At 63.6% G+C, this 26,042-nt stretch carries 25 protein-coding genes, 1 tRNA gene and 1 riboswitch; of the genes, 14 read left to right on the top strand and 12 right to left on the bottom strand.

All coding sequences use genetic code 11. The features are described from left to right. Window positions 1-104 precede the first annotated feature (104 nt). Together phoU and LB565_RS03470 are read left to right on the top strand one after the other, a co-directional pair. Window positions 105-827 (top strand): phosphate signaling complex protein PhoU, encoded by a 723-nt coding sequence (phoU, locus tag LB565_RS03475; protein WP_224581768.1) that lies wholly within the window; start codon window positions 105-107, stop codon window positions 825-827. Window positions 828-913: 86 nt separating this feature from the next. Further along, window positions 914-1,918, top strand: coding sequence for a magnesium and cobalt transport protein CorA (locus LB565_RS03470; protein ID WP_224581767.1), 1,005 nt, complete (start codon window positions 914-916; stop codon window positions 1,916-1,918). A 111-nt stretch (window positions 1,919-2,029) separates the two neighbouring features. Here the strand turns inward: LB565_RS03470 and LB565_RS03465 are convergent, their stop codons facing one another. Beyond that, window positions 2,030-2,548 carry a GcrA family cell cycle regulator gene (locus LB565_RS03465; RefSeq protein ID WP_224581766.1) on the bottom strand — a complete coding sequence of 173 codons (519 nt, stop codon included), beginning with the start codon at window positions 2,546-2,548 and terminating at the stop codon, window positions 2,030-2,032. Between the two features lie 355 nt (window positions 2,549-2,903). Here LB565_RS03465 and LB565_RS03460 point away from each other — a divergent pair, with 355 nt between their 5' ends. The 3 genes from LB565_RS03460 to LB565_RS03450 all read left to right on the top strand — a co-directional run bounded on the left by LB565_RS03460 (window position 2,904) and on the right by LB565_RS03450 (window position 6,183). After that, entirely contained in the window at window positions 2,904-4,103 is a 1,200-nt protein-coding gene (locus tag LB565_RS03460; RefSeq protein WP_224581765.1) for an aspartate aminotransferase family protein, read from the top strand. 16 nt (window positions 4,104-4,119) lie between these two features. Continuing rightward, a complete protein-coding gene (gene argF / locus LB565_RS03455; protein WP_224581764.1) occupies window positions 4,120-5,031 on the top strand; it encodes an ornithine carbamoyltransferase in 912 nt (303 codons plus the stop codon). 123 nt (window positions 5,032-5,154) lie between these two features. Continuing rightward, window positions 5,155-6,183 carry an Hsp33 family molecular chaperone gene (locus LB565_RS03450; RefSeq protein ID WP_224581763.1) on the top strand — a complete coding sequence of 343 codons (1,029 nt, stop codon included), beginning with the start codon at window positions 5,155-5,157 and terminating at the stop codon, window positions 6,181-6,183. Between the two features lie 189 nt (window positions 6,184-6,372). Here the strand turns inward: LB565_RS03450 and apaG are convergent, their stop codons facing one another. After that, window positions 6,373-6,765, bottom strand: coding sequence for a Co2+/Mg2+ efflux protein ApaG (apaG, locus tag LB565_RS03445; protein WP_095765893.1), 393 nt, complete (start codon window positions 6,763-6,765; stop codon window positions 6,373-6,375). Between the two features lie 319 nt (window positions 6,766-7,084). On the opposite strand from apaG, the gene LB565_RS03440 reads away from it, so the two are divergent. Continuing rightward, complete coding sequence (locus LB565_RS03440) at window positions 7,085-8,227, top strand: ceramide glucosyltransferase (protein WP_224581762.1); 1,143 nt, start codon at window positions 7,085-7,087, stop codon at window positions 8,225-8,227. 82 nt (window positions 8,228-8,309) lie between these two features. On the opposite strand, the gene LB565_RS03435 is transcribed toward LB565_RS03440, so the two are convergent. Next, window positions 8,310-9,500: an O-succinylhomoserine sulfhydrylase gene (locus LB565_RS03435; RefSeq protein WP_224581761.1), complete on the bottom strand. Its 1,191-nt coding sequence runs from the start codon at window positions 9,498-9,500 to the stop codon at window positions 8,310-8,312. Window positions 9,501-9,557: 57 nt separating this feature from the next. Continuing rightward, window positions 9,558-9,635, bottom strand: a riboswitch (SAM riboswitch). A gap of 116 nt (window positions 9,636-9,751) precedes the next feature. Between LB565_RS03435 and LB565_RS03430 the strand changes: the two genes are divergently transcribed. Next, window positions 9,752-10,846, top strand: coding sequence for a 2'-deoxycytidine 5'-triphosphate deaminase (locus tag LB565_RS03430; protein ID WP_224581760.1), 1,095 nt, complete (start codon window positions 9,752-9,754; stop codon window positions 10,844-10,846). A 165-nt stretch (window positions 10,847-11,011) separates the two neighbouring features. Here the strand turns inward: LB565_RS03430 and araD1 are convergent, their stop codons facing one another. The 4 genes from araD1 to chvE form a co-directional block, all read right to left on the bottom strand. Continuing rightward, entirely contained in the window at window positions 11,012-12,007 is a 996-nt protein-coding gene (araD1, locus tag LB565_RS03425; RefSeq protein ID WP_224581937.1) for an AraD1 family protein, read from the bottom strand. Between the two features lie 200 nt (window positions 12,008-12,207). Further along, window positions 12,208-13,500, bottom strand: coding sequence for a multiple monosaccharide ABC transporter permease (mmsB, locus tag LB565_RS03420; RefSeq protein WP_224581759.1), 1,293 nt, complete (start codon window positions 13,498-13,500; stop codon window positions 12,208-12,210). Further along, a complete protein-coding gene (mmsA, locus tag LB565_RS03415; RefSeq protein WP_224581758.1) occupies window positions 13,497-15,032 on the bottom strand; it encodes a multiple monosaccharide ABC transporter ATP-binding protein in 1,536 nt (511 codons plus the stop codon). Before mmsA ends, mmsB begins: the two co-directional genes overlap by 4 nt. 173 nt (window positions 15,033-15,205) lie before the next feature. Then, window positions 15,206-16,276 carry a multiple monosaccharide ABC transporter substrate-binding protein gene (chvE, locus tag LB565_RS03410; protein ID WP_224581757.1) on the bottom strand — a complete coding sequence of 357 codons (1,071 nt, stop codon included), beginning with the start codon at window positions 16,274-16,276 and terminating at the stop codon, window positions 15,206-15,208. Window positions 16,277-16,568: 292 nt separating this feature from the next. On the opposite strand from chvE, the gene LB565_RS03405 reads away from it, so the two are divergent. Both LB565_RS03405 and LB565_RS03400 read left to right on the top strand, forming a co-directional pair. Continuing rightward, on the top strand, window positions 16,569-17,558 hold the full coding sequence (locus LB565_RS03405) for a LysR family transcriptional regulator (protein ID WP_224581756.1): 990 nt from the start codon (window positions 16,569-16,571) through the stop codon (window positions 17,556-17,558). Between the two features lie 103 nt (window positions 17,559-17,661). Next, window positions 17,662-17,997 (top strand): protamine-2 (modular protein), encoded by a 336-nt coding sequence (locus tag LB565_RS03400; RefSeq protein WP_224581755.1) that lies wholly within the window; start codon window positions 17,662-17,664, stop codon window positions 17,995-17,997. Between the two features lie 243 nt (window positions 17,998-18,240). Here LB565_RS03400 and LB565_RS03395 read toward each other — a convergent pair. After that, window positions 18,241-18,314, bottom strand: a tRNA-Gly gene (locus LB565_RS03395). A 138-nt stretch (window positions 18,315-18,452) separates the two neighbouring features. On the opposite strand from LB565_RS03395, the gene LB565_RS03390 reads away from it, so the two are divergent. Next, a complete protein-coding gene (locus LB565_RS03390; RefSeq protein WP_181166832.1) occupies window positions 18,453-18,722 on the top strand; it encodes a DUF6460 domain-containing protein in 270 nt (89 codons plus the stop codon). Between the two features lie 12 nt (window positions 18,723-18,734). Here LB565_RS03390 and LB565_RS03385 read toward each other — a convergent pair whose 3' ends face one another. Next, window positions 18,735-19,637, bottom strand: coding sequence for a histone deacetylase (locus LB565_RS03385; RefSeq protein WP_224581754.1), 903 nt, complete (start codon window positions 19,635-19,637; stop codon window positions 18,735-18,737). Window positions 19,638-19,760: 123 nt separating this feature from the next. Between LB565_RS03385 and LB565_RS03380 the strand changes: the two genes are divergently transcribed. Both LB565_RS03380 and LB565_RS29990 read left to right on the top strand, forming a co-directional pair. Further along, window positions 19,761-21,092: an MATE family efflux transporter gene (locus tag LB565_RS03380; protein WP_224581753.1), complete on the top strand. Its 1,332-nt coding sequence runs from the start codon at window positions 19,761-19,763 to the stop codon at window positions 21,090-21,092. Window positions 21,093-21,137: 45 nt separating this feature from the next. Then, window positions 21,138-21,686 carry an STM3941 family protein gene (locus tag LB565_RS29990; protein WP_411970605.1) on the top strand — a complete coding sequence of 183 codons (549 nt, stop codon included), beginning with the start codon at window positions 21,138-21,140 and terminating at the stop codon, window positions 21,684-21,686. Window positions 21,687-21,707: 21 nt separating this feature from the next. On the opposite strand, the gene LB565_RS03375 is transcribed toward LB565_RS29990, so the two are convergent. After that, on the bottom strand, window positions 21,708-22,814 hold the full coding sequence (locus LB565_RS03375) for a quinone-dependent dihydroorotate dehydrogenase (RefSeq protein ID WP_224581752.1): 1,107 nt from the start codon (window positions 22,812-22,814) through the stop codon (window positions 21,708-21,710). Next, window positions 22,811-23,158, bottom strand: a complete 348-nt coding sequence (locus tag LB565_RS03370) for a DUF952 domain-containing protein (RefSeq protein ID WP_224581751.1) — start codon at window positions 23,156-23,158, stop codon at window positions 22,811-22,813. The genes LB565_RS03375 and LB565_RS03370 overlap by 4 nt, the downstream gene beginning before the upstream one ends. 112 nt (window positions 23,159-23,270) lie before the next feature. Between LB565_RS03370 and LB565_RS03365 the strand changes: the two genes are divergently transcribed. Beyond that, window positions 23,271-23,702 (top strand): hypothetical protein, encoded by a 432-nt coding sequence (locus LB565_RS03365; RefSeq protein ID WP_224581750.1) that lies wholly within the window; start codon window positions 23,271-23,273, stop codon window positions 23,700-23,702. A 127-nt stretch (window positions 23,703-23,829) separates the two neighbouring features. Then, on the top strand, window positions 23,830-24,489 hold the full coding sequence (locus tag LB565_RS03360; protein ID WP_224581936.1) for a response regulator transcription factor: 660 nt from the start codon (window positions 23,830-23,832) through the stop codon (window positions 24,487-24,489). A gap of 12 nt (window positions 24,490-24,501) precedes the next feature. Here LB565_RS03360 and LB565_RS03355 read toward each other — a convergent pair whose 3' ends face one another. Then, the gene (locus LB565_RS03355; protein WP_224581749.1) at window positions 24,502-26,013 is read right to left on the bottom strand and encodes an MFS transporter; all 1,512 of its coding nucleotides are present in this window, start codon (window positions 26,011-26,013) and stop codon (window positions 24,502-24,504) included. Window positions 26,014-26,042: the final 29 nt, after the last annotated feature.

Raw genomic sequence — 26,042 nt, 5'->3', positions numbered from 1 at the left:
GTATCGGTTGCTCACCGGGATTTTCTTCATTCTGTCATGCGGTTCACGTATCAGCGACGGGATGAGGGAAAGCACCAGCCGGCACAAACCGGGAAGGCATATCCATGCAGTCCGTCCATATTGTCAGTGCCTATGACGAAGAACTGAAATATCTATCGAAGCGCATCGCCGCGATGGGCGGGCATGCAGAACGCATGGTCGAACAGGCGGTGGCGGCTCTGGTGAACGTCGATCACGGCCTCGCTCAGAAGGTCATCCAGGACGATCTCGTCCTCGACGAGGGGCAGCGCGAGATCGACGACAAGGCCATCATCATCATCGCCAGGCGCCAGCCGATGGCGACGGACCTTCGCGAGATCGTTGGCGCCATCCGCATCTCGGCCGATATCGAGCGTGTCGGCGATTTGGGCAAGAACGTCGCCAAGCGCGTTGCCTCCGTCGACGGCCGCCAGCCGAACAGCCTTTTCCGCGGTATCGAGGCGCTTGCCAACCTGGCGCTGACGCAGCTCAAGGAAGTGCTTGACGTCTATGCCTCGCGCTCGGTCGAAAGGATCGGCTTGGTGCGCGACCGGGACGACCAGATCGACGCCATGTATACCTCGCTGTTCCGCGAGCTTTTGACCTATATGATGGAAGATCCGCGCAACATCACGCCCTGCACGCATCTTCTGTTCTGCGCCAAGAATATCGAGCGCATCGGCGACCATGCCACCAACATCGCCGAGACGATCTATTATATCGTCACGGGCGAACAGATGCCCGCCGACCGGCCGAAGGGCGACAAGACCGACAAGATCGTGCTTCCCGGCACGGTGCCGGCTAAGTGAACGGGCGCCTCTCGAACGGCTTCCTAATTTAGGTTAAGCTCCTCCAGGGACAGCGATTTGTCAGTCGCAGTCTCGGGAGGTTTGCGATGGAACAAGTTCGGAACCTGACCCCGGCCCCAATTTCGGGCATCATAGCATCCAGCGTCTATTCGGGCGGCAAGCGCATCGCCGACATCGCCATCGAACAGGCCGGCGAATGGGCGGCAAAACCCGGCCATGTCGTCTGGATCGGCCTGCTCGAGCCCGATCGCAACCTTCTGCTCAGGGTGCAGTCACAGTTCCATCTGCATGACCTTGCGATTGAGGACGCCGAGCATCCGCATGCGCGCCCGAAAATCGAGCAATATGGCGACGCTCTCTTCATCGTTGCCCGCACCGCGCAATTGATCGACGGCCGCGTCACCTTCGGCGAGACGCATCTGTTCGTCGGCACCGGCTACATCGTCAGCGTCCGGCACGGGCCGTCGACCTCCTACGCCGCCGTGCGCCAGCATTGGGAAAGCTGCCCGCATTCGCTGGCCAAGGGCGAGGATTTCGTCCTCTACGCCATCCTCGATTTCATCGTCGACAACTACATGCCGGTGCTGGAGCAGATCGAGGACGAGGTCGAGGCGATCGAGGACAAGGTGCTTTTGAAGCCGATGACCGGTTCCGACATCGAGCGTCTGTACATGCTGCGCCGCGATCTGCTGCGCCTGCGCAATGCGGCGCTGCCGCTGGTCGAGGTCTGCCGTCGGCTGACCAGCGCCGATCTGCCGCAGATCCATGCCGCCATGCATCCGCTGTTTCGCGACGTGACCGACCATATCCGCACCGTTCAGGAAAAGATCGATAGCCTGCGCGAGGTTCTGGCCTTCGCTTTCGAAGCGAGCCTGCTCGTGGGACAGAGCCAGGAAACCGCCATTTCCAAGAAGCTCGCCTCGTGGGCCGCCATCCTGGCGGTGCCGACAGCCTTCGCCGGCATCTACGGCATGAACTTCGCCGACATGCCGGAACTGAAGATGGAATATGGCTATCCGACCGTCCTGGTGGTCATCGCGCTGATCTGCGCGTTCCTGTACTGGCGGTTCAAGAAGAATGGGTGGTTGTGAAGTAGGGGAGTAAGGGAGTAGGGCAGTAAGGGAGTAGGTAATACGGAGCGATTGACTGGCGAAATGTCGCGCGTGAAGCGCTTTTTCCCCTACTCCCCTGCTCCCCTAATCTTACCTTGCCCTGCGCCGCTCCGCCGCTGGCTGGAACGCAACCCGTGAATGATACTTGCAGTAGGGCCCAGTTTCGGCGGCGTCGTTGCCGCAGAAGCTGAAGTCTTCCGAGAGCGGATCGCCGTTCGGCCATTTGCAGGTCCGTTCGTTCAATTCGACGAGCTGCAGGTTGCGCGAGATCGGCACCACGACGTTCTCGACCGGGCGGATATAGTGGCGCGCGACCGGCTCGGCGTCGAACTGCACCTGCAGCGCGGTGGCGCCGATCGTCGTCGTCACATGACGTGTGGCGCTTGCGGCGCGGGTCACCGATTTCTGCATCGAGGCGCCTTGCGTCGCCTTCTTCTGGCGCGCCGGGGCGGCCGTCGCGCGGCCGCGTCCCGACAGCTTCAGGCGATGCACCTTCCCGATGACGGCGTTACGGCTCACTCCGCCAAGCTGTGCGGCAATCTGGCTGGCACTCAGGCCCTCCGACCACAGTTTCCTGAGAAGTTCTACCCGCTCGTCAGTCCAATTCATGGGGCGCGCTCCTGCTGAGGCGTGCGGTAGTCAGAATCCGTTCCCGACCCGGCTCTCGCCGGGCAAACGACACCACATATACCGGGTGATTAGGTCCGCCGCACGAAATCTAGTTATTTCTCGACTACAAATACCTTATGCGCTGACTCGGTGACAAGAGTCCCCAGGGCAACACGATTCGGTTTTTTCGGTTTTCCCCAACTTGCCGCTCGACTTATGAGCCGGCATGGCGTCAGGGCTTTGCCACGCGCTTCTGCATGACGTTTTCGTTGACTTCATGGCCGAAAAACATGATAAGCCGCAAAGGCCGCCGCATTGGCGGCTTTTTTGATTTCCGGTTCCGGAGACGCATATAATGAGCGGTTCGGCGCTTTACGAGACCTTTGCTCGCGCACCCCTGGCTTTCGACCGCGGGGAGGGGACCTGGCTGGTCACCGACAAGGGCGAGCGATACCTCGACTTCGCGGGCGGCATCGCGGTGAATTCGCTGGGCCACAGCCATCCGCATCTGGTTGCTGCACTCACCGAACAGGCCGCCAAGCTCTGGCACGTCTCCAATCTCTACGAGATCCCGGAACAGCGCCGGCTGGGCGAGCGGCTGGTCGACGCCACCTTCGCCGACAAGGTGTTCTTCACCAATTCCGGCGCTGAGGCGCTGGAATGCGCCATCAAGACGGCCAGGCGCTATCATTTCGTCAAGGGCCATCCCGAACGTTTCCGCATCATCACCTTCGAGGGCGCCTTTCACGGCCGCACGCTGGCGACGATTGCCGCCGGCGGCCAGTACAAATATCTCGAAGGCTTCGGCCCGAAGGTCGAGGGCTTCGACCAGGTGGCTTACGACGACATCGACGCGGCCGAAAAGGCGATCACGCCGGAGACCGCGGCAATCCTGATCGAGCCGGTGCAGGGGGAGGGCGGCATCCGCCCGGTGCCGACGCAGTCATTGAAGCGGCTGCGGCAGCTTTGCGACCAGCACGGCCTGCTTTTGATCTTCGACGAGGTCCAATGCGGCATCGGCCGCACCGGCAAGCTGTTCGCGCATGAATGGGCCGGCGTCACGCCCGACCTGATGGCGATCGCGAAGGGCATCGGCGGCGGCTTCCCTATGGGCGCCTGCCTTGCCACGGATGAGGCGGCGACAGGCATGACGGCCGGCGTGCACGGCACCACCTTCGGCGGCAATCCGCTGGCGATGGCGGTCGGCAACGCCGTGCTCGACGTGGTGCTGGCCGACGGCTTCCTCGAGGACGTGCAGCGCAAGGCGCTGCTTCTGAAGCAGGGGCTGGCCAGCGTCGCGGATGAATTTCCCGAGGTCATCGAGGGCATCAGGGGAACCGGCCTGATGCTCGGCCTGAAATGCGCCATGCCCAACACAAAGGTGAACATGGCGCTGCGCGACCAGCACCTGCTTGCCGTGCCGGCGGGCGACAACGTCATCCGCCTCCTGCCGCCGCTGACCGTCACCGACGAGGAGATCGGCGAGGCGCTAGAGCGCATTCGCGTCGGCGCCAGGGGCCTGACCGACGCGATTGCGGCCGAAGCCGCGAAATAATTTCTGGAACCTGTCGATGAGCGTTCGCCACTTCACCGATCTGTCCGCCGTTTCGGCGGGCGACCTGCGCATCATGCTGGACGACGCGGTGGCGCGAAAGACCAGGCTCAAGGCAGGCGAGCGTTCAAAACCGCTCGACGGCAAGGTGCTGGCCATGATCTTCGACAAGCCGTCGACGCGCACACGCGTGTCCTTCGATGTCGGCATGCGCCAGCTCGGCGGCGAGACCATCATGCTGACCGGCACCGAGATGCAGCTCGGCCGCTCGGAGACCATTGCCGACACGGCAAAAGTGCTGTCGCGCTATGTCGACGCCATTATGATCCGCACCACCTCGCATGACCGGCTGCTGGAGCTCACCGAGAACGCCACCGTTCCAGTCATCAACGGGCTGACCGACGACACGCATCCCTGCCAGCTCATGGCCGACATCATGACCTATGAGGAGCATCGCGGTCCAGTGGCCGGCAAGACCTTCGCCTGGACCGGCGACGGCAACAATGTGCTGCATTCGCTCCTCGAAGCCTCGGCGCGGTTCCGCTTCAACCTCAATGTCGCGGTGCCGGAGGGCAGCGAGCCCTTCGAGAAATATGTCGACTGGTCGAAAGCCAATGGCGGCAAGGTCCGGTTTGCCAAGTCCGCCGAGGAAGCCGTCGACCAGGCCGACTGCGTCGTCACCGACAGCTGGGTGTCGATGGGCCAGGAGCACCGCGCGCGCGGCCACAACGTCTTCCTGCCCTATCAAGTGAATGCGGCGCTGATGGCAAGGGCCAAGCCCGATGCGTTGTTCATGCACTGCCTGCCCGCGCATCGCGGCGAGGAAGTCACCGACGAGGTGATCGACGGGCCGCATTCGGTGGTCTTCGACGAGGCCGAGAACCGGCTGCACGCCCAAAAAGCGGTGCTGGCCTGGTGTCTGGGCGCTTGATAAGGGCGGACCTGAGAGCTTCCGGTCCGATCGGGGTAAACTTGATCTGGGGATATGTGATGCCTATGTGCGGGCCATCACGTAAATTGAACGCGCTTCGACGCATGCGGCTCATCGGGCGGCATGGCTGCGCCCTGGAGTTTTGTCATGTTGGAAACCCATACCTTGGCTGAGCACAAACCCCAACTCGGTGAATTCGGCTTCGCCGGCGACGATCACGTCGTGCCTTACGAGGTCGCGCCGCTCGATGTGCGCGGCCGCACGGTGCAGCTTGGGCCGATGCTCGACGCTATCTTGAGCCGCCACAATTATCCTGAGCCGGTCGCCCGCCTGCTGGCGGAAGCCTGCGTGCTCACCGTGCTGCTCGGCACGTCGCTGAAGTTCGAAGGCAAGTTCATCCTGCAGACCCGCACCGACGGTCCGGTCGACATGCTGGTGGCCGATTTCGCCACGCCGCATGCGCTGCGCGCCTATGCGCGCTTCGACGCTGACCGGCTGCAGGCGCTGACCGCGGCCGGCGAGGTCTCACAGCAGACACTGCTTGGCAATGGCGTGCTGGCTTTGACCATCGACCAGGGCGCGCATATGCAGCGCTACCAGGGCATCGTCCAGCTCGACGGCACCTCGCTGGAAGACGCCGCGCGCACCTATTTCCGCCAGTCGGAGCAGATCCCGACCGACATCAAGATGTCGGTCGCCAAGCTGGTGACGCCCGGCCCGGCCGGCACGCGCGAGCAGTGGCGCGCCGGCGGCATCCTGGCGCAATTCCTGCCGCAGGCGCCGGAGCGCATGCGCATTCCCGATATTTCGGGCGGCGACGGCGATGACCGCGAGCTTACGGACCATCCGGCCGACAATTCCTGGCAGGAATTGCTGGCGCTGCTCGGCACCATCGAGCCGACGGAGCTGATCGACCCGACGGTGGGCGCCGAGCGGCTGCTCTACCGGCTGTTCCATGAGCACGGCGTACGCGTTTTCAGCAGTGTGCCGGTCGCCGATCAGTGCTCCTGCTCGCGCGAGAAGATCCGCGGCATTCTGGAAGGCTTTTCGGCCGAGGAGATCAAAGACTCGACAGAGGACGGCGGCATCCACGTCGCCTGCGAGTTCTGCTCGACGCAATACGACTTCGATCCGGCCGAGTTTGCGAAGTAGCGTCTTGACCTTCTCCCCGTTCCACGGGGAGAAGGTGCCCGAAGGGCGGATGAGGGGCGGCACCAATGTTGGCGGTGATAGCGACCCCACTGGCGACGCAGTCGTCCGCCTCAATGAAAATCTCAGAAGCCCGGCGCTGCCCTCATTGCCCTGCCGGGCATTTCTCCCCGTTGAACGGGGAGAAAAACGCTAATTCACCGTCCGCCTTGTGCCCGGCATGTCCAGCGAAAACGCCGGAATGGCGATATCGAACGTCTCGCCGCGGCCGTTGCGCATCGTGTAATGGCCGACCATGATGCCCGACGGCGTCGAGAGCGGGCAGCCCGACGTGTACTGGTAGCTGTCGCCGGGATTGAGTTCCGGCTGATCGCCGACGACGCCGGCGCCGCGGACCTCCTCGACCCGGCCTTGGCCGTCCGTGATGTGCCAATAGCGCGAAACAAGCTGTACGAATTCGTCGGAGCGGTTGTCGATCGTCACCTGATAGCCCCAGACATAGCGGTTCTCGGACGGATCGGAACGGTCCTCCAGATAGAAGGGCCTGACCAGCACTTCGATGTTGCGCGTCACTGCGCGATACATGGGCCACTCCGGTTGCCGCCGCGGAATATATGTCACGCTCCGCTCCTATCGACGTAGCGCCGACCATCCTGCCAGCCTTGTAAGCGCAGGTGCCGAAAAACAATGTCATTTAAGTGACATACGACAATGTTGGTGTGCACAGACCGTGCCGGGCGACTCGGGCGCTCTGCAACTGATGAAACGGCGGCATGCGGCCTAGAGGAATTCCAGGAAAAGTGTGAGCGGTTTTCCGTCCGGAATTGCGTGAAAACAAAGAGATAGAGCGGTTCGCCGTTTCCGTGAAACGGTGAAACTCTCTATCGGGAGTGACCAGATCTCGATGGAACTGACTATCGCAGCCGGCCTGGCCTCGTCAGCCCTTCTTCTCTTCAATCTCGCCAGCATCCTGCTCGCGTCGTCGCGGCTGAAACGGCGGCATGACATTGCGTCGCCCGTTGGCGCGCAGCCGGTCTCGATCATTGTTCCTTCGCGCGGCGCCGAGCCGTTCACGCAGGAGACCCTGCAGCGCGCCTTCTCGCTCGACTGGCCGCGTTATGAGCTGATCTTCTGCGTCGCGCATGCCGACGACCCGGTGGTGAGGCTCATCGATGCGGCGATCGTGCGCCACCCCAAGGTTCCGGCGCGGCTCCTGATCGGCGACGACCGAATCAGCGCCAATCCCAAGCTCAACAATTGCGTCAAGGGCTGGCAGGCGGCGCGGCACGATTGGGTGATCCTCGCCGATTCCAACGTGCTGATGCCGCGGGACTATGTCCAGCACCTGATGGCGGCATGGCGGCCGCACACCGGCCTCGTCTGCTCGACGCCGATCGGCTCGCGGCCAGACGGTTTTTGGGCGGAAGTCGAGTGCGCCTTCCTCAACACGCTGCAGGCGCGCTGGCAGTATGCCGGCGAGGCGGTCGGCCTCGGCTTCGCCCAGGGCAAGAGCATGCTGTGGAACAAGCCGATGCTCGACGCCAGTGGCGGCATCCAGGCTTTGGCCGCCGAGATCGCCGAGGACGCGGCCGCCACCAAGCTGGTCAACAGCCTGGGCCTGCGCGTCAATCTCGTCGCCTCGCCTTTCGAGCAGCCGCTCGGCCAGCGCAGGCTCGCCGAGATCTGGTCGCGCCAGACGCGCTGGGCGCGGCTGCGCCGTGTCACGTTCCCGCTGTTCTTCGCGCCGGAGATTCTGACCGGCGCGGCGATGCCGCTGCTGCTGGCAGTGATTGCCGCGGCAGCCGCCGGCGTCAGCCTGCCCACAACGGCCTTGTGCGTGCTGGCGGTCGCCTACCTGCCGGAGTGCCTGCTGGCCTCCGCCAAGGGCTGGTACCTGTCGCCGCGCAGCATCACCGCGATGATCGTGCGCGACTTCATGCTGCCCGCCATCTGGGCGCGCGCCTGGTTCGGCGGCGCCGTCGAATGGCGCGGCAATGCCATGACCATTCGCACCAAGGCGATGACCGAGCTGGAGGAGCTCGCCTAGAGCAATTCCAGGAAAAGTGTGAAACGGTTTTCCGTCCGGAATTGCGGCTCTGGAAGGCTCCGGCCGCGGCGGTCTCAGCCTTCTATTTTGCCGCCTTCAGCGCCTGTTCGATATCCTCCAGCAGATCGTCGGTGTCCTCCAGACCGACGGAGAGCCTGAGCGTGCCGGGGCCGATGCCGAGCTCGGCGCGTGCCTCGTCGCTCAGGTTCTTGTGCGTCGTCGTCGCCGGATGGGTGATCAGGCTCTTGGCGTCGCCGAGATTGTTGGAGATCAGCACGATATCGAGCGCGTTCTGGAAGGCGAAGGCCGCCTGCTTGCCGCCCTTAACGTCGAGGCAGATCAATGTCGAGCCGCCAGACATCTGCTTCTTGACGACATCCGCCTGCGGGTGATCGGGCCGGCCTGGATAGATGACGCGGGCGATCTCCGGCCGCTCGGCCAGGAAATCGGCGATCTTGCCCGCGCTCTCCGTCTGCTGGCGCACGCGCAGCGGCAGCGTCTCCAGGCCTTTGAGCAGCGTCCAGGCGTTGAAGGGCGACAGGCTCGGGCCGGTGTGGCGGAAATAGTCGTGCAGGTTCTCGTCGATCCACTTCTTGTCCGACAGAATGACGCCGCCCAGGCAGCGGCCCTGGCCGTCTATATGCTTGGTCGCCGAATAGACGACGATATGGGCGCCGAGCAGCAAGGGCTTCTGCTGCAGCGGCGTGGCGAAGACGTTGTCGACGATCACCCGCGCGCCGATCGAATTGGCGAGCTTGGCGACCGCGGCGATGTCGACCACCTCCAGCGTCGGATTGGTCGGGCTTTCCAGGAAGAACAGCTTGGTGTTCGGCCTTACCGCCTTTTCCCAATTGGCGATGTCGGTGCCGTCGACCAGCGTCGCCTGGATGCCGTAGCGCGGCGCCAGCGTCTCGACCACCCAGCGACAGGAACCGAAAAGCGCGCGCGCCGCAACAATGTGGTCGCCTGCCTTGACGCTGCAGAGCAGGGCGGCGGAAACGGCGGCCATGCCGGAGGCAGTGGCGCGGGCATCCTCGGCGTCTTCCAGCGCGCACATGCGCTTTTCGAACATGTCGACGGTCGGGTTGGCGTAGCGGGAATAGATGAAGCCCGGCTCCTCGCCCTTGAAGCGGGCTTCCGCCGCCTGTGCCGTCTCATACACATAGCCTTGGGTGAGGTACATCGCCTCGGAGGTCTCGCCGAAGCCGGAACGCAACGTTCCGCCATGCACGAGTGCCGTCTGAGGTTTCCAGTTGCGCTTCTTGATGCTCATAGCCCTGCTTTCAGACACAAAAAAAACCGGCCGCGAAGTCGCAACCGGTCCATATAGCCTTGCGGCTCGACGGTCCTTTAGCGACTTGTTTAACGTGGCTGCAAGCCGACCGGCCAAATCACCACGGGATAACGACCCTTTAGACCCGCGCCGCGCTTGCGTCAATTGCCGGCTTCATTAAGAGGTTTGTACCAGCCGGGCGGCAAGAGCCTGCTTAGGTCCTCGCCCGGCCTTGTGAACGGAGCCAGCCTTTGCGGCAGACAGGCATTCTTCCGGATCAGGACATCGCGGCGCTGTTTCAATCCGGCGCGCTGAAGTCGCCGCGCGCGCTGGACTCGGATCAGATTCAGCCAGCCAGCCTTGATCTCAGGCTCGGCGACAAGGCGTTTCGCGTGCGCGCTTCCTTCCTGCCGGGGCCCGATCATCTGGTCGCCGACAAGCTTGAGCGGCTGAAGCTGCACGAGATCAACCTCGCCGAGGGCGCGGTGCTGGAAACCGGCTGCGTCTACATCGTGCCGCTGCTCGAGAGCCTGGCGCTGCCTTCGAAGGTGTCGGCCTCGGCCAATCCGAAGAGCTCGACCGGCCGTCTCGACATCTTCACGCGCGTCATGACCGACCGCGGCCACGAGTTCGACAAGATCGCCGCCGGCTATAACGGACCGCTCTATCTCGAGGTCAGCCCGCGCACTTTCCCGATCGTCGTGCGCGCCGGCTCGCGCCTGTCGCAGATCCGTTTCCGCACCGGCAATGCGGTGCTGTCGGAGAGTGAACTGCGCGACCTTCACCGCGCCGAGATGCTGGTCGCTACCGAGCCGCCCAATATTTCCGGCGGCGGCATCGCGCTGTCCATCGACCTCGACGGTGACAAGGACGGCCTCGTCGGCTACCGCGGCAAGCACCACACCGGCCTGGTCGACGTCGACAAGCGCGCCGCCCAGGATGTCGTCGATTTCTGGGAGCCGATCTACAAGAGCGGCGCCGGCGAACTGGTGCTGGATCCCGACGAATTCTACATCCTGGTCTCACGCGAAGCGGTGCATGTGCCGCCGCTCTACGCCGCCGAGATGACGCCGTTCGATCCGCTGGTCGGCGAGTTCCGCGTCCATTATGCCGGCTTCTTCGATCCGGGCTTCGGCCACTCCGCCGCCGGCGGCAGCGGCAGCCGCGCCGTGCTCGAAGTGCGCAGCCACGAAGTGCCTTTTATCCTCGATCACGGCCAGATCGTCGGTCGCCTCGTCTACGAGCATATGCTGAAGCGGCCGCAGGCGCTTTACGGCACCGATCTCGGCTCGAACTATCAGGCGCAGGGCCTGAAGCTCTCCAAGCATTTCAGGGCAGCGCGCTGAAGCTGCTGATCTCCCCCCTCGAGGGGGAGATGCCCGGCAGGGCAGAGGGGGTCGTCTCACATAGAGCGCGGCGCCCTGCGGATGCGAAGAGTTGGCGCTCTACGACGAGGGACCCCCTCTGTCGCCGTCGGCGACATCTCCCCCTCAAGGAGGGAGATCACGCTCTCACAGCGCCTTCACCGCCACCTTCACCGGCTTCTCGATCTCCAGCGGATTGCGCAGCGGCAGGCCGAAATCCGGCGCCTCGATCTCGAACGTGTCGCCGGCCTCGGTCTTGATGCCGTCGGCGAAGGAGAGCGTCGCGGTGCCGAACATATGCACATGCACGTCGCCGGGCTGGCGGAAGGCCGAATATTTGAAATGGTGGTGCTCGAGATTGGCGATGGTGTGCGACATGTTCGCTTCGCCCGATAGGAACGGCTTTTCCCAGAGCAGCTTGCCGTCGCGCCAGATGCGCGAGGCGCCGCGGACATCGGCGGGCAGGTCGCCGATCAGGATTTCGGGGCCGAACGAGGCGTTGCGCAGCTTGGAATGGGCGAGGAACAGATAGTTCACCCGCTCGGTGACGTGATCGGAAAACTCGTTCGACAGCGTGAAGCCGACTCGGAACGGCGCGCCGTCATCGCCGATCACATAGATGCCGGCGATCTCCGGCTCCTCGCCCCCGTCCTGCGCGAAGGCCGGCGACATCAGGGGCGCGCCCGGCGCCACCGCCATCGTGCCGTTGCCCTTGTAGAACCATTCCGGCTGCACGCCGACCTGGCCTTTGGCCGGCTTGCCGCCTTCCAGACCCATGCGGAACATCTTCATGGAATCGGTGAGTTCCGCCTCGCCGCCTTCGCTGAGCTTCTTGTGCATGGAATCGCGCGTTGCCGCGGAGCCGAGATGCGTGAGCCCGGTGCCGGTGAGATGCAGATGCGCGGGATCCGGATGGTTGATCGGCGAGACCAGCCTGCCCCTCTTATAGGCGGCATCGAGATCGACCGTCTCGCCGTAGCCCTTGCGCTCGATCAATGCCTCGAGGCCTGTGCCGGTGCGCGCGGCCTCCATCGCCAGCGAATAGACACTGCGCGCGCCATTGATGATCCTGGTCTTGCCGCCGCCATTGCGGGCGACGACGCGGATCGTCTCGGCGTCGTCGAGGATCTGGGAGATCAGCATGTTCAATCCTCTCTCATTTCTACGGCTGCCTGCGGGCAAACCTTACCGGGCGCGGCGTGGAGCGATCCACGCCACGGTTGAAATTCTTCGTCCGGATTGCGCTCGCGAGCCTGGTCCTTGTCGGGACTTCTTGATGCCGACGGGCTGCCGGCAGCTTCGCGATCTGAAACCCGTATGCCTCCTGAACTTTGTTCCGGCCCTTAAGCCTTGTTCTTGTTGTAGACGTCGAAGATGACCGCGCCGAGCAGCACCAGGCCCTTGACCACCTGCTGCCAATCGACATTGACGCCCATGATAGACATGCCGTTGTTCATCACGCCCATGATGAAGCCGCCGACCACGGCGCCGATCACCTGGCCGACACCGCCCATTGCCGAGGCGCCGCCGATGAAGACCGCCGCAATGACGTCGAGCTCGCTGCCGAGGCCCGCCGCCGGCACGGCCTGACCGAGACGCGCCGCGATAATCAGGCCGCCCAGCGCCGACAACACGCCCATGTTGATGAAGACGAGCAGCGTCAGCCTTTCGGTGTTGATGCCCGAGAGCTGCGCGGCCTTGGCGTTGCCGCCCATGGCATAGATGCGGCGGCCGATGGTCATGCGTTTGGTGACGAAGACGAACAGCGAGATCAGCACGCCCATCACCAGGAGCACGACCGGCAGGCCCCTGTAGCTGGCGAACTGGAAGACCAGGAACAGGGCCAGCGCGCTGCCGACCAGCGTCTTGATGACGAACAGCGGGAAGGGCTCCGCCTCATAGCCATGACGCTCCCGCTTGCGCCGCGTCCGGAAGCCGAAATAGGCATAGGCGAGGACCGCGATCAGGCCGAGCACGACCGTCGTCATGTGCAGCGTCAAGCCGCTGCCGACGATCGTCTTGCCGGCGGCATTCACCGTCGGCGGGATCAGCGTCAGCGGGCCGATGACGTCCGGGATGAAGCCCGAGCTCAGCGCCTTGAAGCTGTCCGGCAGCGGGCCGACGGAGGAGCCGCCGCCAAGCAATGCCTGGCAGATGCCGCGGAAGATCAGCATGCCCGCCAGCGTCACGATGAAGCTCGGTATGCGGTGATAGGCTATCCAGTAGCCTTGCGCGGCGCCGATCAGCGCGCCGACGATCAGGCACACGATCGAGACCACCAGCGGATTCGAGAATATTCCGAGCGGCCAGATGACCATCATCATCGCCGCCAGCGCGCCGATGAAACCGGCCACCGATCCAACGCTGAGGTCGATATAGCCGGCGACGATCACCAAGAGCATGCCGAGCGCCATCACGATGATGAACGAATTCTGCTGCACCAGATTGCTGAGGTTGACCGGTTTGAACAGCGTTCCCGACGTCGTGTACTGGAAGAACAGCATGATCACGATCAGCGCGATGATCAGGCCGTATTCGCGCAGGTTCGCCGTTAGCGCCGACACGGCGACACGTGGACCCTGCTTGACGTCTTCGGCGACGCCGCTCTGCGGCGCGGGAGCGCTTTCTGTGCTCATGATGCTTTTTTTCCTTCTCCCCGAACGATGGCGCGCATGATTTTTTCCTGGCTGGCGTCGCTTGCCGCCATTTCGCCGACGATGCGTCCTTCGTTCATCACATAGATACGGTCGGTGATGCCGAGCAGTTCAGGCATTTCCGACGAGATGACGATGATCGCTTTGCCCTCGGCGGCGAGACGCGCGATGATCGTATAGATTTCGTACTTGGCGCCGACGTCAATGCCGCGCGTCGGCTCGTCGAGGATCAGCACTTCCGGATCGGCGAACAGCCATTTCGACAGCACCACCTTCTGCTGGTTGCCGCCCGAGAGATTGCCGGTCAGCTGATAGACGCTGGAGGCGCGGATGTTGGTCTTCTTGCGGTAGTCGTTGGCGACGCTCATCTCGCGCATGTCGTCGATGACGCCGCGGCTGGAGACGCCGGAGAGGTTGGCCAAAGTCACATTGTGCTTGATGTGGTCGATGAGGTTGAGGCCGTAGGTCTTGCGGTCCTCGGTGACGTAGGCGATGCGGTTCTCCACCGCTCTGCTCACCGATGAGAGGTCGAGCGGCCTGCCTCTGAGCAGAACCTCGCCTGTGATGTGCCGGCCATAGGAGCGGCCGAACAGGCTCATCGCGAATTCGGTGCGGCCGGCGCCCATCAGCCCGGCAATGCCCACCACCTCGCCCTTGCGCACATTGAGGTTGACGTTCTTGATCACCTGCCGTTCGGCGTGGATCGGGTGGTAGACCGACCAGTCCTTGACCTCGAAGATGACCTCGCCGATCTGCGGCTCGCGCGGCGGATAGCGGTCGTCGAGCGAGCGGCCGACCATCGAGGTGATGATGCGGTCTTCCGAGATGTCTTTCCTCGGCAGGGTCTCGATGGTGCGCCCGTCGCGGATCACCGTCACCTTGTCGGCGACCCGGTTCACTTCGTTGAGCTTGTGCGAGATCAGGATCGAGGTCATGCCCTGGCGCTTGAACTCGAGCAGAAGGTCAAGCAGCGCCTGGCTATCCTTTTCGCTGAGCGACGCCGTCGGCTCGTCGAGGATCAAGAGCTTCACTTCCTTGCTCAGCGCCTTGGCGATCTCGACCAGCTGCTGCTTGCCGACGCCGATATTGGTGATCAGCGTCTTGGGATCCTCCTTGAGCCCGACCTTCTTGAGCAGTGCGGCCGTGCGCGTCTCGTTGGCGTCCCAGTCGATGACGCCATAGGTGGCGTGCTCATTGCCGAGGAAGATGTTTTCCGCGATCGACAGCATCGGCACCAGCGCAAGCTCCTGGTGGATGATGACGATACCGATATGTTCGCTGTCGTGGATGCCTTTGAAATGGCATTCCTGGCCGCGGAAGATGATCTGGCCTTCATAGGTGCCCGACGGATAGACGCCCGACAGCACCTTCATCAGCGTCGACTTGCCGGCGCCGTTCTCGCCGACGACGGCGTGGATCTCGCCTTCCTCGACGCTGAGATTGACGTTCGACAACGCCTTCACGCCGGGAAACGTCTTGGTGATGTCGCGCATCTCCAAAATCGTCGAGGCCATGAGGTTCTGCTCCTTGGGCGCACGGCTCCGGATCGGACTCCGGAAGGGCTCATGCGCGACATCAACATACTGCGGCGGGTGGCGCCACAGAAGCCGGCAAAGACAATACCGGGGTCGTTTTTGAACGAAAAGGGGTCCTGCGGCCGCGCAGGACCCCTTCCTGTAAGACTGGATTACTTCAGCTCTTCGGCCTTGATGTAGCCGGAGTCGACGACCAGCTTCTCGTAGTTCGACTTGTCGACCTCAACCGGCGTCAGGAGGATCGAGGGAACGACCTTGACGTCGTTGTTGTAGGTCTTGGTGTCGAGGCCCTCAGGCTTGCCGCCGGAGAGCACCTTGTCGACCAGTTCCACGGTCGACTTGGCCAGCTCGCGGGTGTCCTTGAACACGGTCGAGTATTGCTCGCCCGAGATGATCAGCTTGACCGAGGCGGTCTCGGCGTCCTGACCGGTCACGATCGGCCAGGGCTGTGCCGCCGTGCCGTAGCCGACGGCGCGCAGCGAGGCGGTGATGCCGCGCGACAGGCCGTCATAGGGCGACAGAACGCCATCGACGCGGCTGCCGTCCGAGTAGTTGGCCGAGAGCAGGTTGTCCATGCGGGCCTGGGCGGTGGCGGCGAGCCAGCGCAGCGTGCCGACCTTGTCCATTCCCATCTGGCCGGACTTGATCTTGATCGAACCGTCGTCGATCAGCGGCTGCAGGACCGACATCGCGCCATTGTAGAAGAAGAAGGCATTGTTGTCGTCCGGCGAGCCGCCGAACAGTTCGACGTTCCACGGCTTGGTGTTCGGGAAGCGCTCCTTGAGGCCCTTGACCAGCGAATTCGCCTGGATCACGCCGACGCCGAAATTGTCGAAGGTGGTATAGTAGTCGACATTCGGGGTCTTCTTGATCAGACGGTCGTAGGCGACGACGACGACGCCTGCGTCATTGGCCTTCTGGAGCGCGTCGGCCATGGTGGTGCCGTCGATCGAAGCGATGATCAGCGCCTTCGGGCCCTTGGTGATTTCGTTTTCCAGCTGGCTGAGCTGGTTCGGAATATCGTCCTGCGCATATTGCAGGTCGACGGTGTAGCCGAGCTTCTCGAGCTGGGACTTGACGGCGTCGCCGTCGTTGATCCAGCGCTGCGAGGTCTTGGTCGGCATCAGCACACCGATGAGGCCCTTGTCGGCTGCGTGCGCCGAATAGCTCATGGCGGCAATGCCAAGGGCCGCCACGGCGGCCAGCGTCTTGATGATCTTCACATTACTCTCCCTGGTTGATGGACGCGACACCTCGGGGCTTCGCGGGCCGCGCAGTCGAACAGGTGCGCTGGCGCGCCACTGTCGGCTTTATCGATCTCCGGTATCCTCCCAATCGGTCCCGCGACGCAGTTTCAATCGATACGAATTTGCTCGTTGCCGACTGTTGCGTCTCGGAACGCGCGAAGGGTGGGTCCCTTTGACATAACTGTCAAATGCGATCTTTGCTGGTTGCTATATCGAAACCGGTATAGCTTAAACGGCAGATAGAAATCCGGCGGAGAGGCTTCAAATCATGGCGGCATTGCATGATCCTGATGTGATTTCAGTGAGTTACGAGAAATTGCCGGGAGACGGCGAGACGCTGCTGCGCAGCGGCCTCAGTCTCCGGCATATGCGCATGATCACCGCGCTGGACGATCACGGCCGGGTGAGCGCCGCTGCCCAGGTCATGAACATTTCCCAGCCGGCAGCCTCGCGCATGATCGCCGAGATGGAGGCGGTGCTCGACGTCAAGTTGTGCGAGCGGCTGCCGCGCGGCGTGACGCTGACCCCTTACGGCCAGGCGCTCGCTCGCCGCGCCCGCTCGATTTTGCTGGAGATGCGCGAGGCCGACCGCGAGATTGCCGAGCTCAAGGCCGGCAAGGGCGGCTCGGTGTTCCTCGGCGCGGTGACGGCGCCGGCCATCGAGCTCGCGGTGCCGGCGATTCGCGAGATTCGCCGCATCTATCCGCGCATCGAGATCACCATGCAGGTCGAAACTTCGAACGTGCTCGCCCGCGAGCTGATCGCGTCGCGCCACGACTTCATCATCGCCCGCATCCCCGACGACCTCAATCCGCGGCTTTTCGAATCGCGCGTCATCGGCGTCGAGAAGGCCTGCCTCATCGTGCGCCGCGGCCATCCGCTGGCGAGCGGCAAGGCGGTGAGGCTGGAAGACACGGCAGCCTATGACTGGGTGTTCCAGTCCGGCGGCTCGCCGCTGCGCCAGGCGATGGAAAGCAACTTTTTGAACCGCGACATCCCGCTGCCCGACCGCATCCTCAACACCTCTTCGCTGCTGCTCACCTTGGTGATGGTGGCGCAGTCCGACGCCATCGCGCCGGTCTCGATCCAGGTCGCCAAGTTCATTCAAGGCGGCGACGGGCTGGCCGGCGCCATCGACGTCGTCCAGACCGAGTTCGACATCGAAGTCCGGCCCTACAGCCTGATCACGGTCAAGAACCGCGTGCTCTCGCCCGCAGCCAAAATGCTGCACGACTTCATTTTGCGCGAGGTGGGCTAATGGAACGAGAATGCTACTTGTACGTTCAAACCGATCGGTCGCTCGCTGGAGCCCGTTGCGGGTGAGGGAAGGCTGCCGATGCTCAACAGCTCGGGAGGTTTCGATGGAACGTCGGTTGTTTCTGACTGGAATGCTTGGGGTTGCGGGGGCGGCAGCGCTTGCAAGCCTGGCCGGACCAGCCAAGGCGGTTGCCGGCATCCCCAAAGGCAACGGGATTCTCGATGAATTGGATAAGCCGGATCCGGCCATCTACGAGGAGGATGACCAGGCCGATCTGCTGCAGCCAGCTCAGTACTACCGCCGTCGGTATTACCGTGGCCGGTACTACCGCCGCCGCCGGCGCCACGTTTGGAGAAGGGTCTGCCGGCGCTACTGGCGCCATGGCCGGCGCCATGTCCGTTGCTGGCGCCGCCGTGTCTGGATCGGCTTCCGGCTCTAGGTCGATAGCAACCACATATCCGGTGCCTGCCGGGTGAATCACTGACTGGGTCTTGCATTGGTGTGCAAGACCCAAACGCTCGCCTTACAAACAGCCGAATTCACCCTCGCGCAAACTGCTCGGCCTGGGGGTCGATCCAGTGCAATTGCGCCCCGCAATCCCAGGCAGCCGACGCGAATCGGCCGCGCAATCTGGCCCTTGGTGAGGTCTGACTCAAATCCTTGCGCCGCAGGAAGTAGAAGGTGGAGCGGGTAGCGGGAATCGAACCCGCGCGTTCAGCTTGGGAAGCTGACAAGCTACCATTACATCATACCCGCGTCGGCCACCTCGTTAACACGAGGCCCGGGCTGCAAGCAATCGGCAAAGCGGAACCCGCGGCTCCATTGCTTGATGCCTTTCCGCGGAATGCGTATCTCTGTTGTCGTGCCGCCGAATCGGACGGCTCGAACCGGAGAATGGCCTTGTCCGCACTGACGCGCTTTCTTGGCGACACGCCGCTCAGGGTGTTCCTGAAGCTGCTCGTGGTCTCCTTCCTCGTCGGCCTCGTCATGCATGCCTTCGGCTGGTCGCCTATGGACGTCTTCTATGGCATCCGTCAGTTCTTCGTCGATTTGTGGAATCTCGGCTTCCACGCCATCGATCGCTTCCTGGGCTACATCCTGCTCGGCGCGGCGATCGTCGTGCCGGTGTTTATCCTGCTCAGGATCGCCAGCTACCGGAAATAGCTCGGCCTGGCATCACGCATATCGCGACGCCACCTCGAACAGGATGGCGTGGCGCGCGGCCAGCGCCGGCACGTCGGTCGAGTAACCGCCGCCGATGACCCCGCACAGCGGCACGCCCTGCTTGCGGAAATGGCCGATGACCATATCTTCGCGGGCTTTGAGGCCATTGTCGGTGAGCGCCAGCCGGCCGAGCCTGTCCTCGGCATGGACGTCCACGCCCGCATTGTAGAAGACGATGTCCCAATGCCTTTGCCCGGAGAGCTCCGGCAGGATGGCGGCGAGCCGCCCGAGATAGGCATCGTCGCCGGTGCCGTCCGGCAAGGCGACGTCGAGGTCGGAGGCGATCTTGCGCGCCGGGTAGTTGCGCTCGCCATGCATGGAAAAGGCGAAGGCGCGCGGTTCGTCCTTGAGAATGTCCGCCGTGCCGTCGCCCTGATGCACGTCGAGATCGACGACCAGCACATTTTCGGCGGCGCCTTCGGCCAGCAGCGCCAGCGCGGCGACGGTGACATCGTTGAAGGTGCAGAAGCCGGCGCCCTGCGCGCGCCTGGCGTGATGGCTGCCGCCTGCCGCATTGCAGGCAATGCCGTGTTTCAGCGCCAGCCTGGCGGCCAGCACCGTACCCGCCGTAGCGAGCTGCGCCCTCAATGACACGCGCGGGCCGATCGGAAAGCCGATCTCTCGCTCTATTTTCTCCGGCACCTGGCAGGCGATCACCTGATCGACATAGTCGGCCGCATGCGCAAGCTTCAGCCATGCGGCCGGTGCCGGCTCCGGCATCGAAAGCGCGCCCGGCACGGCTAGACCGCGTAAGCGCAAAGCCTCTATCAAAAGCGGATATTTGCTCATCGGAAAGCGATGGTTGACGGCGAAGCCGGCATCATAGTCGGGGTGATGGACGATCTGCAGCGGCATGAATTGGGGGCTGCGCCAGGTTTGCAATTCGGTTGGCAGTCCGGCGGATATGGTTGCGTGATGCCGGCAAACTGGGGCACATCGGGTCCTCGATCAAGCCGCAATCGGACAGGCAGCAATCCCTTGGACGCGACTCAAGCCAACGCCAGGTCTTTCGTCGTCACCAACCGCTCGGTGCTGGCGATCGCCGTGCCGATGACGCTTGCCTATCTGACGACGCCGCTGCTCGGCATTGTCGACACCGCGGTGGTCGGCCAGTTCGGCGATGCGGCCCTGCTCGGCGGCCTGGCGGCGGGGTCGCTGGTGTTCGACGTCGTCTTCACCAGCTTCAACTTCCTGCGTTCGGGCACCACCGGCCTCGTCGCCCAGGCCTTCGGGCGCGGCGATGCGCTGGAGGAGCAAGCGGTGCTGTGGCGCGCCGTGCTGATCGCGGTCGTCGCGGGCGTCGTGCTTGCCGCCCTTGCGCCGCTCTTTGCCGTCGCCGGCCAATGGTTCATGGGCGCCGAGCCGCGGGTCAGCGCCGCGATGTCGGTCTATATCCGCATCAGGCTATTGGCAGCGCCCTTCTCGCTGATCAACTACGCCATACTGGGCTACGTGCTGGGACGCGGCGAAGGCGGGCTCGGGCTGATGCTGCAGGCGGTGCTCAACGGCATCAACATCGCGCTCTGCTTCTTGCTCGGCCTCGAGCTCGGCTGGGGCGTTGCCGGCGTCGCCTGGGCGACCGTCACCGGCGAGTTCCTGGCCATGCTGCTTGGCCTTGTCATCGTGCTCAGCCGTTTCCGCAAGCTGGAGCGGCCGTCGCGCCGGCGTATCCTCGACCTGCCGGCCTACCGGCGCATGCTGTCGCTCAACCGCGACATCATGATCCGCTCCTTCTCGCTGCTTGCCGCCTTCGCGCTGTTCACCAGGCAGGGCGCGCAGTTCGGCACGGTGACGCTCGCCGCCAACGCCGTGCTGATGAATTTCTTCCTCATCGCCGGCTATTTCCTTGACGGCTTCGCCACCGCCGCCGAGCAGCTCGCCGGCCGCGCCATCGGCGCGCATGCGCCCGCTCCGTTCCGGCAGGCGGTGCGGCTGACGCTGATCTGGGGCTTTGGCCTCGCCGGTGTCGCCACGCTCACCCTGTTGACCGCCGGCGCCAGTCTGGTGGCGCTGGTGACGACATCCCCGGAGGTCCGCGCGGCCGCCGACACCTATCTGCCCTGGGCCGCCTTCACTGCGCTGAGCGGCGTGCTGGCCTTCCAGATGGACGGCGTCTTCATCGGTGCCACCTGGTCGCGCGACATGCGCAACATGATGCTGTTGTCGTTCCTCATCTTCAGCGCTGCGCTCATCACCCTGGCGCCGGCATTCGGCAACAGCGGCCTGTGGGCATCGCTGCACGTTTTCCTGCTGGTGCGCGGCTTGAGCCTGCTGACGGTGCTCAGGCTCAGGGTGCGCACGGCGTTTTGATTTGCCCCGGCGTAAGGAGTAGTCTTGAATACCCTTAGTCATGGGATGGATAAAGTGCCGGGGGTGGCAATGAGAGATGTATTCGAACCGCTTGAGCCCAGGATTATAAAGGGCTCGCGGGTGAAAGTGTTTCTATGCCTTCTTGGATGTGCTGCTTTCGTTTGCGTAGGGATTCTCATGGTCCGGAACCCTCCGGCTCATCATGAGTCACTGGCAGGATTTAAACAAATCGCTGGCGGATGGCTTGGTATTGTCTTTTTTGGATTGTGCTCTCTGATTTACGTCCGGCTGCTAGCCCATCCGCATGTTCTGATTCTTGATGGCAATGGCTTTGTGTTGAGTGGTGGTCTTATTCGATCGCCTAGGAAGATTGCTTGGCGAGACGTTCAAGGCTTTCATGTCCGCAGACAGCGACGTACAAAGTCTATCGGCTACAGCCTGGTATCTGGAGGTGCGATCGGTTCGTCTCTGAAACGAGCTGAGCGGAGGCTGCCCGCGGGTTGGTCGCTATCCATTGAGAATATGGTCGATGTCCTGAACATCTACCGGCTACAGACCCTGGCTCTAGAGGCTGAGCTCGCCCGGAGGGCCTAACGCGCAGCAGAGGACCCCTGGCTAGTTCGGCTCTGCCGCCGAGAGTGATTTAGCGGCCCAATGCTCAAGATTGCTGTCGCGCAACTCGCGTATCGACTTCAGCCTCTCTCGCCCAACAAAGCGCGCCATGTCGGCAACGAGGCGTCCGGGCAGCGCCGGCCCGGCATAGATCATGCCGGTATAGAGCTGGACCAGATCGGCGCCGGCGCGGATCTTCTCCAGCGCGGTTTCCACCGAGTCGACGCCGCCGACCCCGACGATCGTCACTTGTGGGCCGAGCAGCTTGCGCATCCGGGCGAGCACGGCCGTCGAGCGCTCGAACAGCGGCTTGCCTGACAGCCCGCCGGCTTCGCCGGCCAGACTTGCGCTGCGCAACCCGACCCGCGCCAGCGTCGTGTTGGAGACGATGACGCCGTCGATCTTCTTCTCGATGACCTCGGCGGCGATGTCTTCCAGCTCCGCCTCGACCAGGTCCGGCGCGATCTTGAGGAAGACCGGCGGCTGCGCCGACGCTCCCGTCCTTGCCGCCATCACCCGCGACAACAATTCGCCGAGTTGCTCGCGCGCCTGCATGTTGCGCAAGCCGGGCGTGTTGGGCGAGGAGATGTTGACGGTCAGATAGCTCGCATAGGGCGCAAAGCGGGCGACGCCGCGCTCATAGTCGGCGATGCGGTCGGCGCTGTCCTTGTTGGCGCCGATGTTGACGCCGACGATGCCTGGCCGCCCCTTGCGCGCGGCAAGGCGCTTTTCGGCGGCCGCATGGCCCTCATTGTTGAAGCCCAGCCGGTTGATCACCGCTTCGTCCGCAGTCAGCCGGAAGATGCGCGGCTTCGGATTGCCGGGTTGCGGCAGCGGCGTGATTGTGCCGACCTCGGCGAAGCCGAAGCCAAGCCCGAGCAGCGCGTCCGGCACTTCGGCGTTCTTGTCGTAGCCGGCGGCCATGCCGAGCGGGTTGGGGAAATCGAGGCCGCAAAGGCTGACCTTCAGCCGCGCGTCATGCGTCGGGCGCCGCGGCGCCGTCGCGCCGACCGGCAGCCCGCAGCGCAGCGCCGCGATCGACAGGCCGTGCGCGGTTTCCGGATCGAAGGAGAAAAGCAGCTTTTGGCCGATCCGGTCGAGCACGCTCATTCGCCCTCCAGCGCCGGGAATTCGTGGCCGCCTGCGCCGAGCGGCAACGGCTTTACCCAGAGAACGGCATCAAGATCGAGCTCGGCGTAGAGATGCGGGAACAGGGCGCCACCGCGCGAGACCTCGTATTTCAGCGCATCACCCAGCCTTGCCGCGTCGATGGCGATCAGCAGCAGGTCCGTCTGCCCGGCGAAATGCCTGGCCGCCGTCTCGCCAACTTGGCCGGCGGTGGAGAAATGGATGAAGCCGTCGGCGATGTCGACCGGCGCGCCGGTGAAGCGCCCGTTCCGTTCAGCTTCGCGCCACAGCGCCTCGGGCGCGATCTTGTAGATAATCTGAGACATTGTCGCGCTATAGTCCGAACCGAAGGTGCGGGGAAGGCTCGAAGCTCGACTCTTCCCCATTTCCGGCGCAAACCTGTGATAGCCCGCCTTCACTGGCTCATGGAGGAACAACATGCGTCTGCAGCACATCGTGATCCCCGCGGCGCTTTGCTCGCTGGTTGCCGCATCCGCCTATTCCGAGGAAACCGACCACTACCGTTTGGAGAAGTCGGCCAACGGCTATGTCCGCATGGATGCAAGAACTGGCGCCATGTCGATCTGCGAAGAGCGCGCCGGCCAGCTCGTCTGCAAGATGGCCGCCGACGAGCGCGCCGCCTACCAGGACGAGATCGACCGGCTGGATAATTCGGTCAAGGCGCTCGACGCGCGTGTCGCCAAGCTCGAGAACTCGCTGTCCGCCCGGCTGGAATCGCAACTGCCCAGCGAAGAGGATTTCAATAAGACGATGGGCTACATGGAGCGCTTTTTCCGGACCTTCAAGGACATCGTCAAGGACCTGGACAAGGACGACGGCGACGGCAAGCTGAACCAGCAGAAGACCTGATTGCAAAGCTGCATTGGGGAAAACCTCGCACGCGGTCTTTGCCGCTTGAAAACGCGCCGCGCCGCCGCATAATCATTCCGGTCCCCGCAAGAAGCACACAATGATGATGGGATCGGGGGAGGACTATTTGCCGTCGGGCCACACTTTCGTCATTGCCGACGACCATCCGCTTTTTCGCGGCGCGCTGAAGGAGGCGCTGGCCGGCATCGGCGACGTTGCTGCCATCTACGAAGCCGGCGATTTCGAAAGCGCCAAGGCGCTGGTGCTTGCCAATGAGGATGTCGACATGGTGCTGCTCGACCTGTCGATGCCGGGCGCCAGCGGCCTTTCCGGCCTGATCTCGCTGCGCGGCATCCATCCGGCGGTGCCGCTGGTGGTGGTCTCGGCGCATGACGATCCCGTCACCATCCGCCGCGCGCTCGATCTCGGCGCTTCCGGCTTCATCTCCAAATCGGCCAGCATGGAAGAGATCCGCGCCGCCGTGCAGGCGGTGCTTGCCGGCGATATCGCGGCGCCCGCCGGCATCGAGCTCGGCGTCGAGCGCGATCCGGAAATCTCCGACCTGATCAAGCGCCTGCAGGCGCTGACGCCGCAGCAGACGCGGGTGCTCGGCATGCTGGCGGAGGGCCTGCTCAACAAGCAGATCGCCTATGAGCTCGGCGTCTCCGAGGCCACCATCAAGGCGCATGTCTCGGCCATCCTGCAGAAGCTCGGCGTCGACAGCCGCACCCAGGCGGTCATCCAGCTGTCGAAGATCGGCGGCGACCCGCTGCAGCCGGTCGGCTGACCAGCATCCGGTTCAGTCCGGGCGCTGAACCGCCTCCTGCCGCGCCGGTCGTGCCTTGAAGATGGCAAAGCCGATTGCCGCCATGACCCAGACGCCGATACCGCCATAGAGCATCACCCAGCCAAAGCCGTTTGCCAGCGCGTCATGCGCGACCTTGTCCGGCAACCCCGGCACCGGATTGCCGGCCGCGATCGCCTCGGCGAATAGATAGAGCCTTGCGCTATCGAGATCGGGCAGCGCTGCCATGAGATACGCGAGCGCGCCGCTCGCCAGGATAAAGCCCATCACTGCGATGTTCACGGCAAGCGAGATCATGCGCGCGCTCATGTCTATGCCGGATGCCATCCCGACGCGATCACGCGAAACCGAGCCGGTGGTCGTGTTGGTTACCGGCGTGTTGGTGATGCCGAGGCCGGTGCCCGCGATCAGGCAGCCGGGCAGCATGGTTAGCCAGCTGGCATGGGCTGCCGCGCTGCCCCACCTCATCAGCAGGAAGCCAATGCCGATGATCGCGAGCCCTGCCGGAATGATGGCGCCGGGCCGGTAGCGCAGCGACAGCCGCTCGGCCAAAGGCGGCATCACCAGCGTCGGCAGCGTGTAGGCGAGCAAGGCAAGGCCGGTGGCGAAGCCGTCGAGACCCAATCCGGCATGAAACCAGATCGGCAGATAGATCATGAACGGCCAGTAGCTGATGTTCATTGCCGCCGAGCCGACGATCGCGCCGAAAAACGGGCGGATACGAAAGACCGAAAAGTCGAACATCGGCCGCTTGCTGATCCTTTCGGCAATAAAGAACGCCATGAAGCATGCGATCGACAGGCCAAGGATCGCCAGGGCGGCCAGGTTGGCGAAGCCAAGCTCCGGTCCTTGCGTGATATAGAAAACGAGGCAGAAGACGGCAGGCGACAAGGTCAGGATGCCGGCGAGATCCAACCTGCCTGCTTGCGGGTCCTTGGATTCATGGACGCCGGTGAGCGCAAGCGCGAAGGCGACGATCGCGATCGCCACATGGATGAGGAACACCCACTGCCAGCTCGACACGGCGACGATGCCGCCACCGACGATCGGGCCGAAGCCGAGGCCGATGCCGAAGATGACGCCCCACCAGCCCCAGGCCACGGCGCGCTCTCGGCCTTCCTGGAATTCATGCGACAGCACGGCGAGCTGGCAGATCAGCATCGCGCCGCCGCTCAACCCCTGCAGGAAGCGCGCGACGATCAGCGTCGAGACATTGCTCGCCAGACCGCAGATCAGCGAGGTGAGACCAAAGGCGGCGATCGAGACCAGGAAGACGCGCTTGCGTCCATAGCGATCGGCCATGGTGCCGACCGCCATCAGCACGGTCGTGACGGCGATGGTGTAGGCGTTCATCACCCATTGCAGTTGCCTGAAGTCCGCGTCGAGCACCTGTTCCAGCGTCGGCAGGACGGTTGGGACGCTCGATATCTCCAGCCCGAACATCAGGCAGGCAAGACATGCGGCAAACAGAACGACGATGCCCCGGCGGGTGAGGACAGGTGCCATGGTCAAACCTCTTGAGTTTCTTGGGCAGG

This window comes from Mesorhizobium sp. CA14 (assembly GCF_020165195.1).
GTDB lineage: Bacteria > Pseudomonadota > Alphaproteobacteria > Rhizobiales > Rhizobiaceae > Mesorhizobium.
Note: the sequence above shows the minus strand (reverse complement) of the source record. Positions and strands in the feature narration are given on the sequence as shown.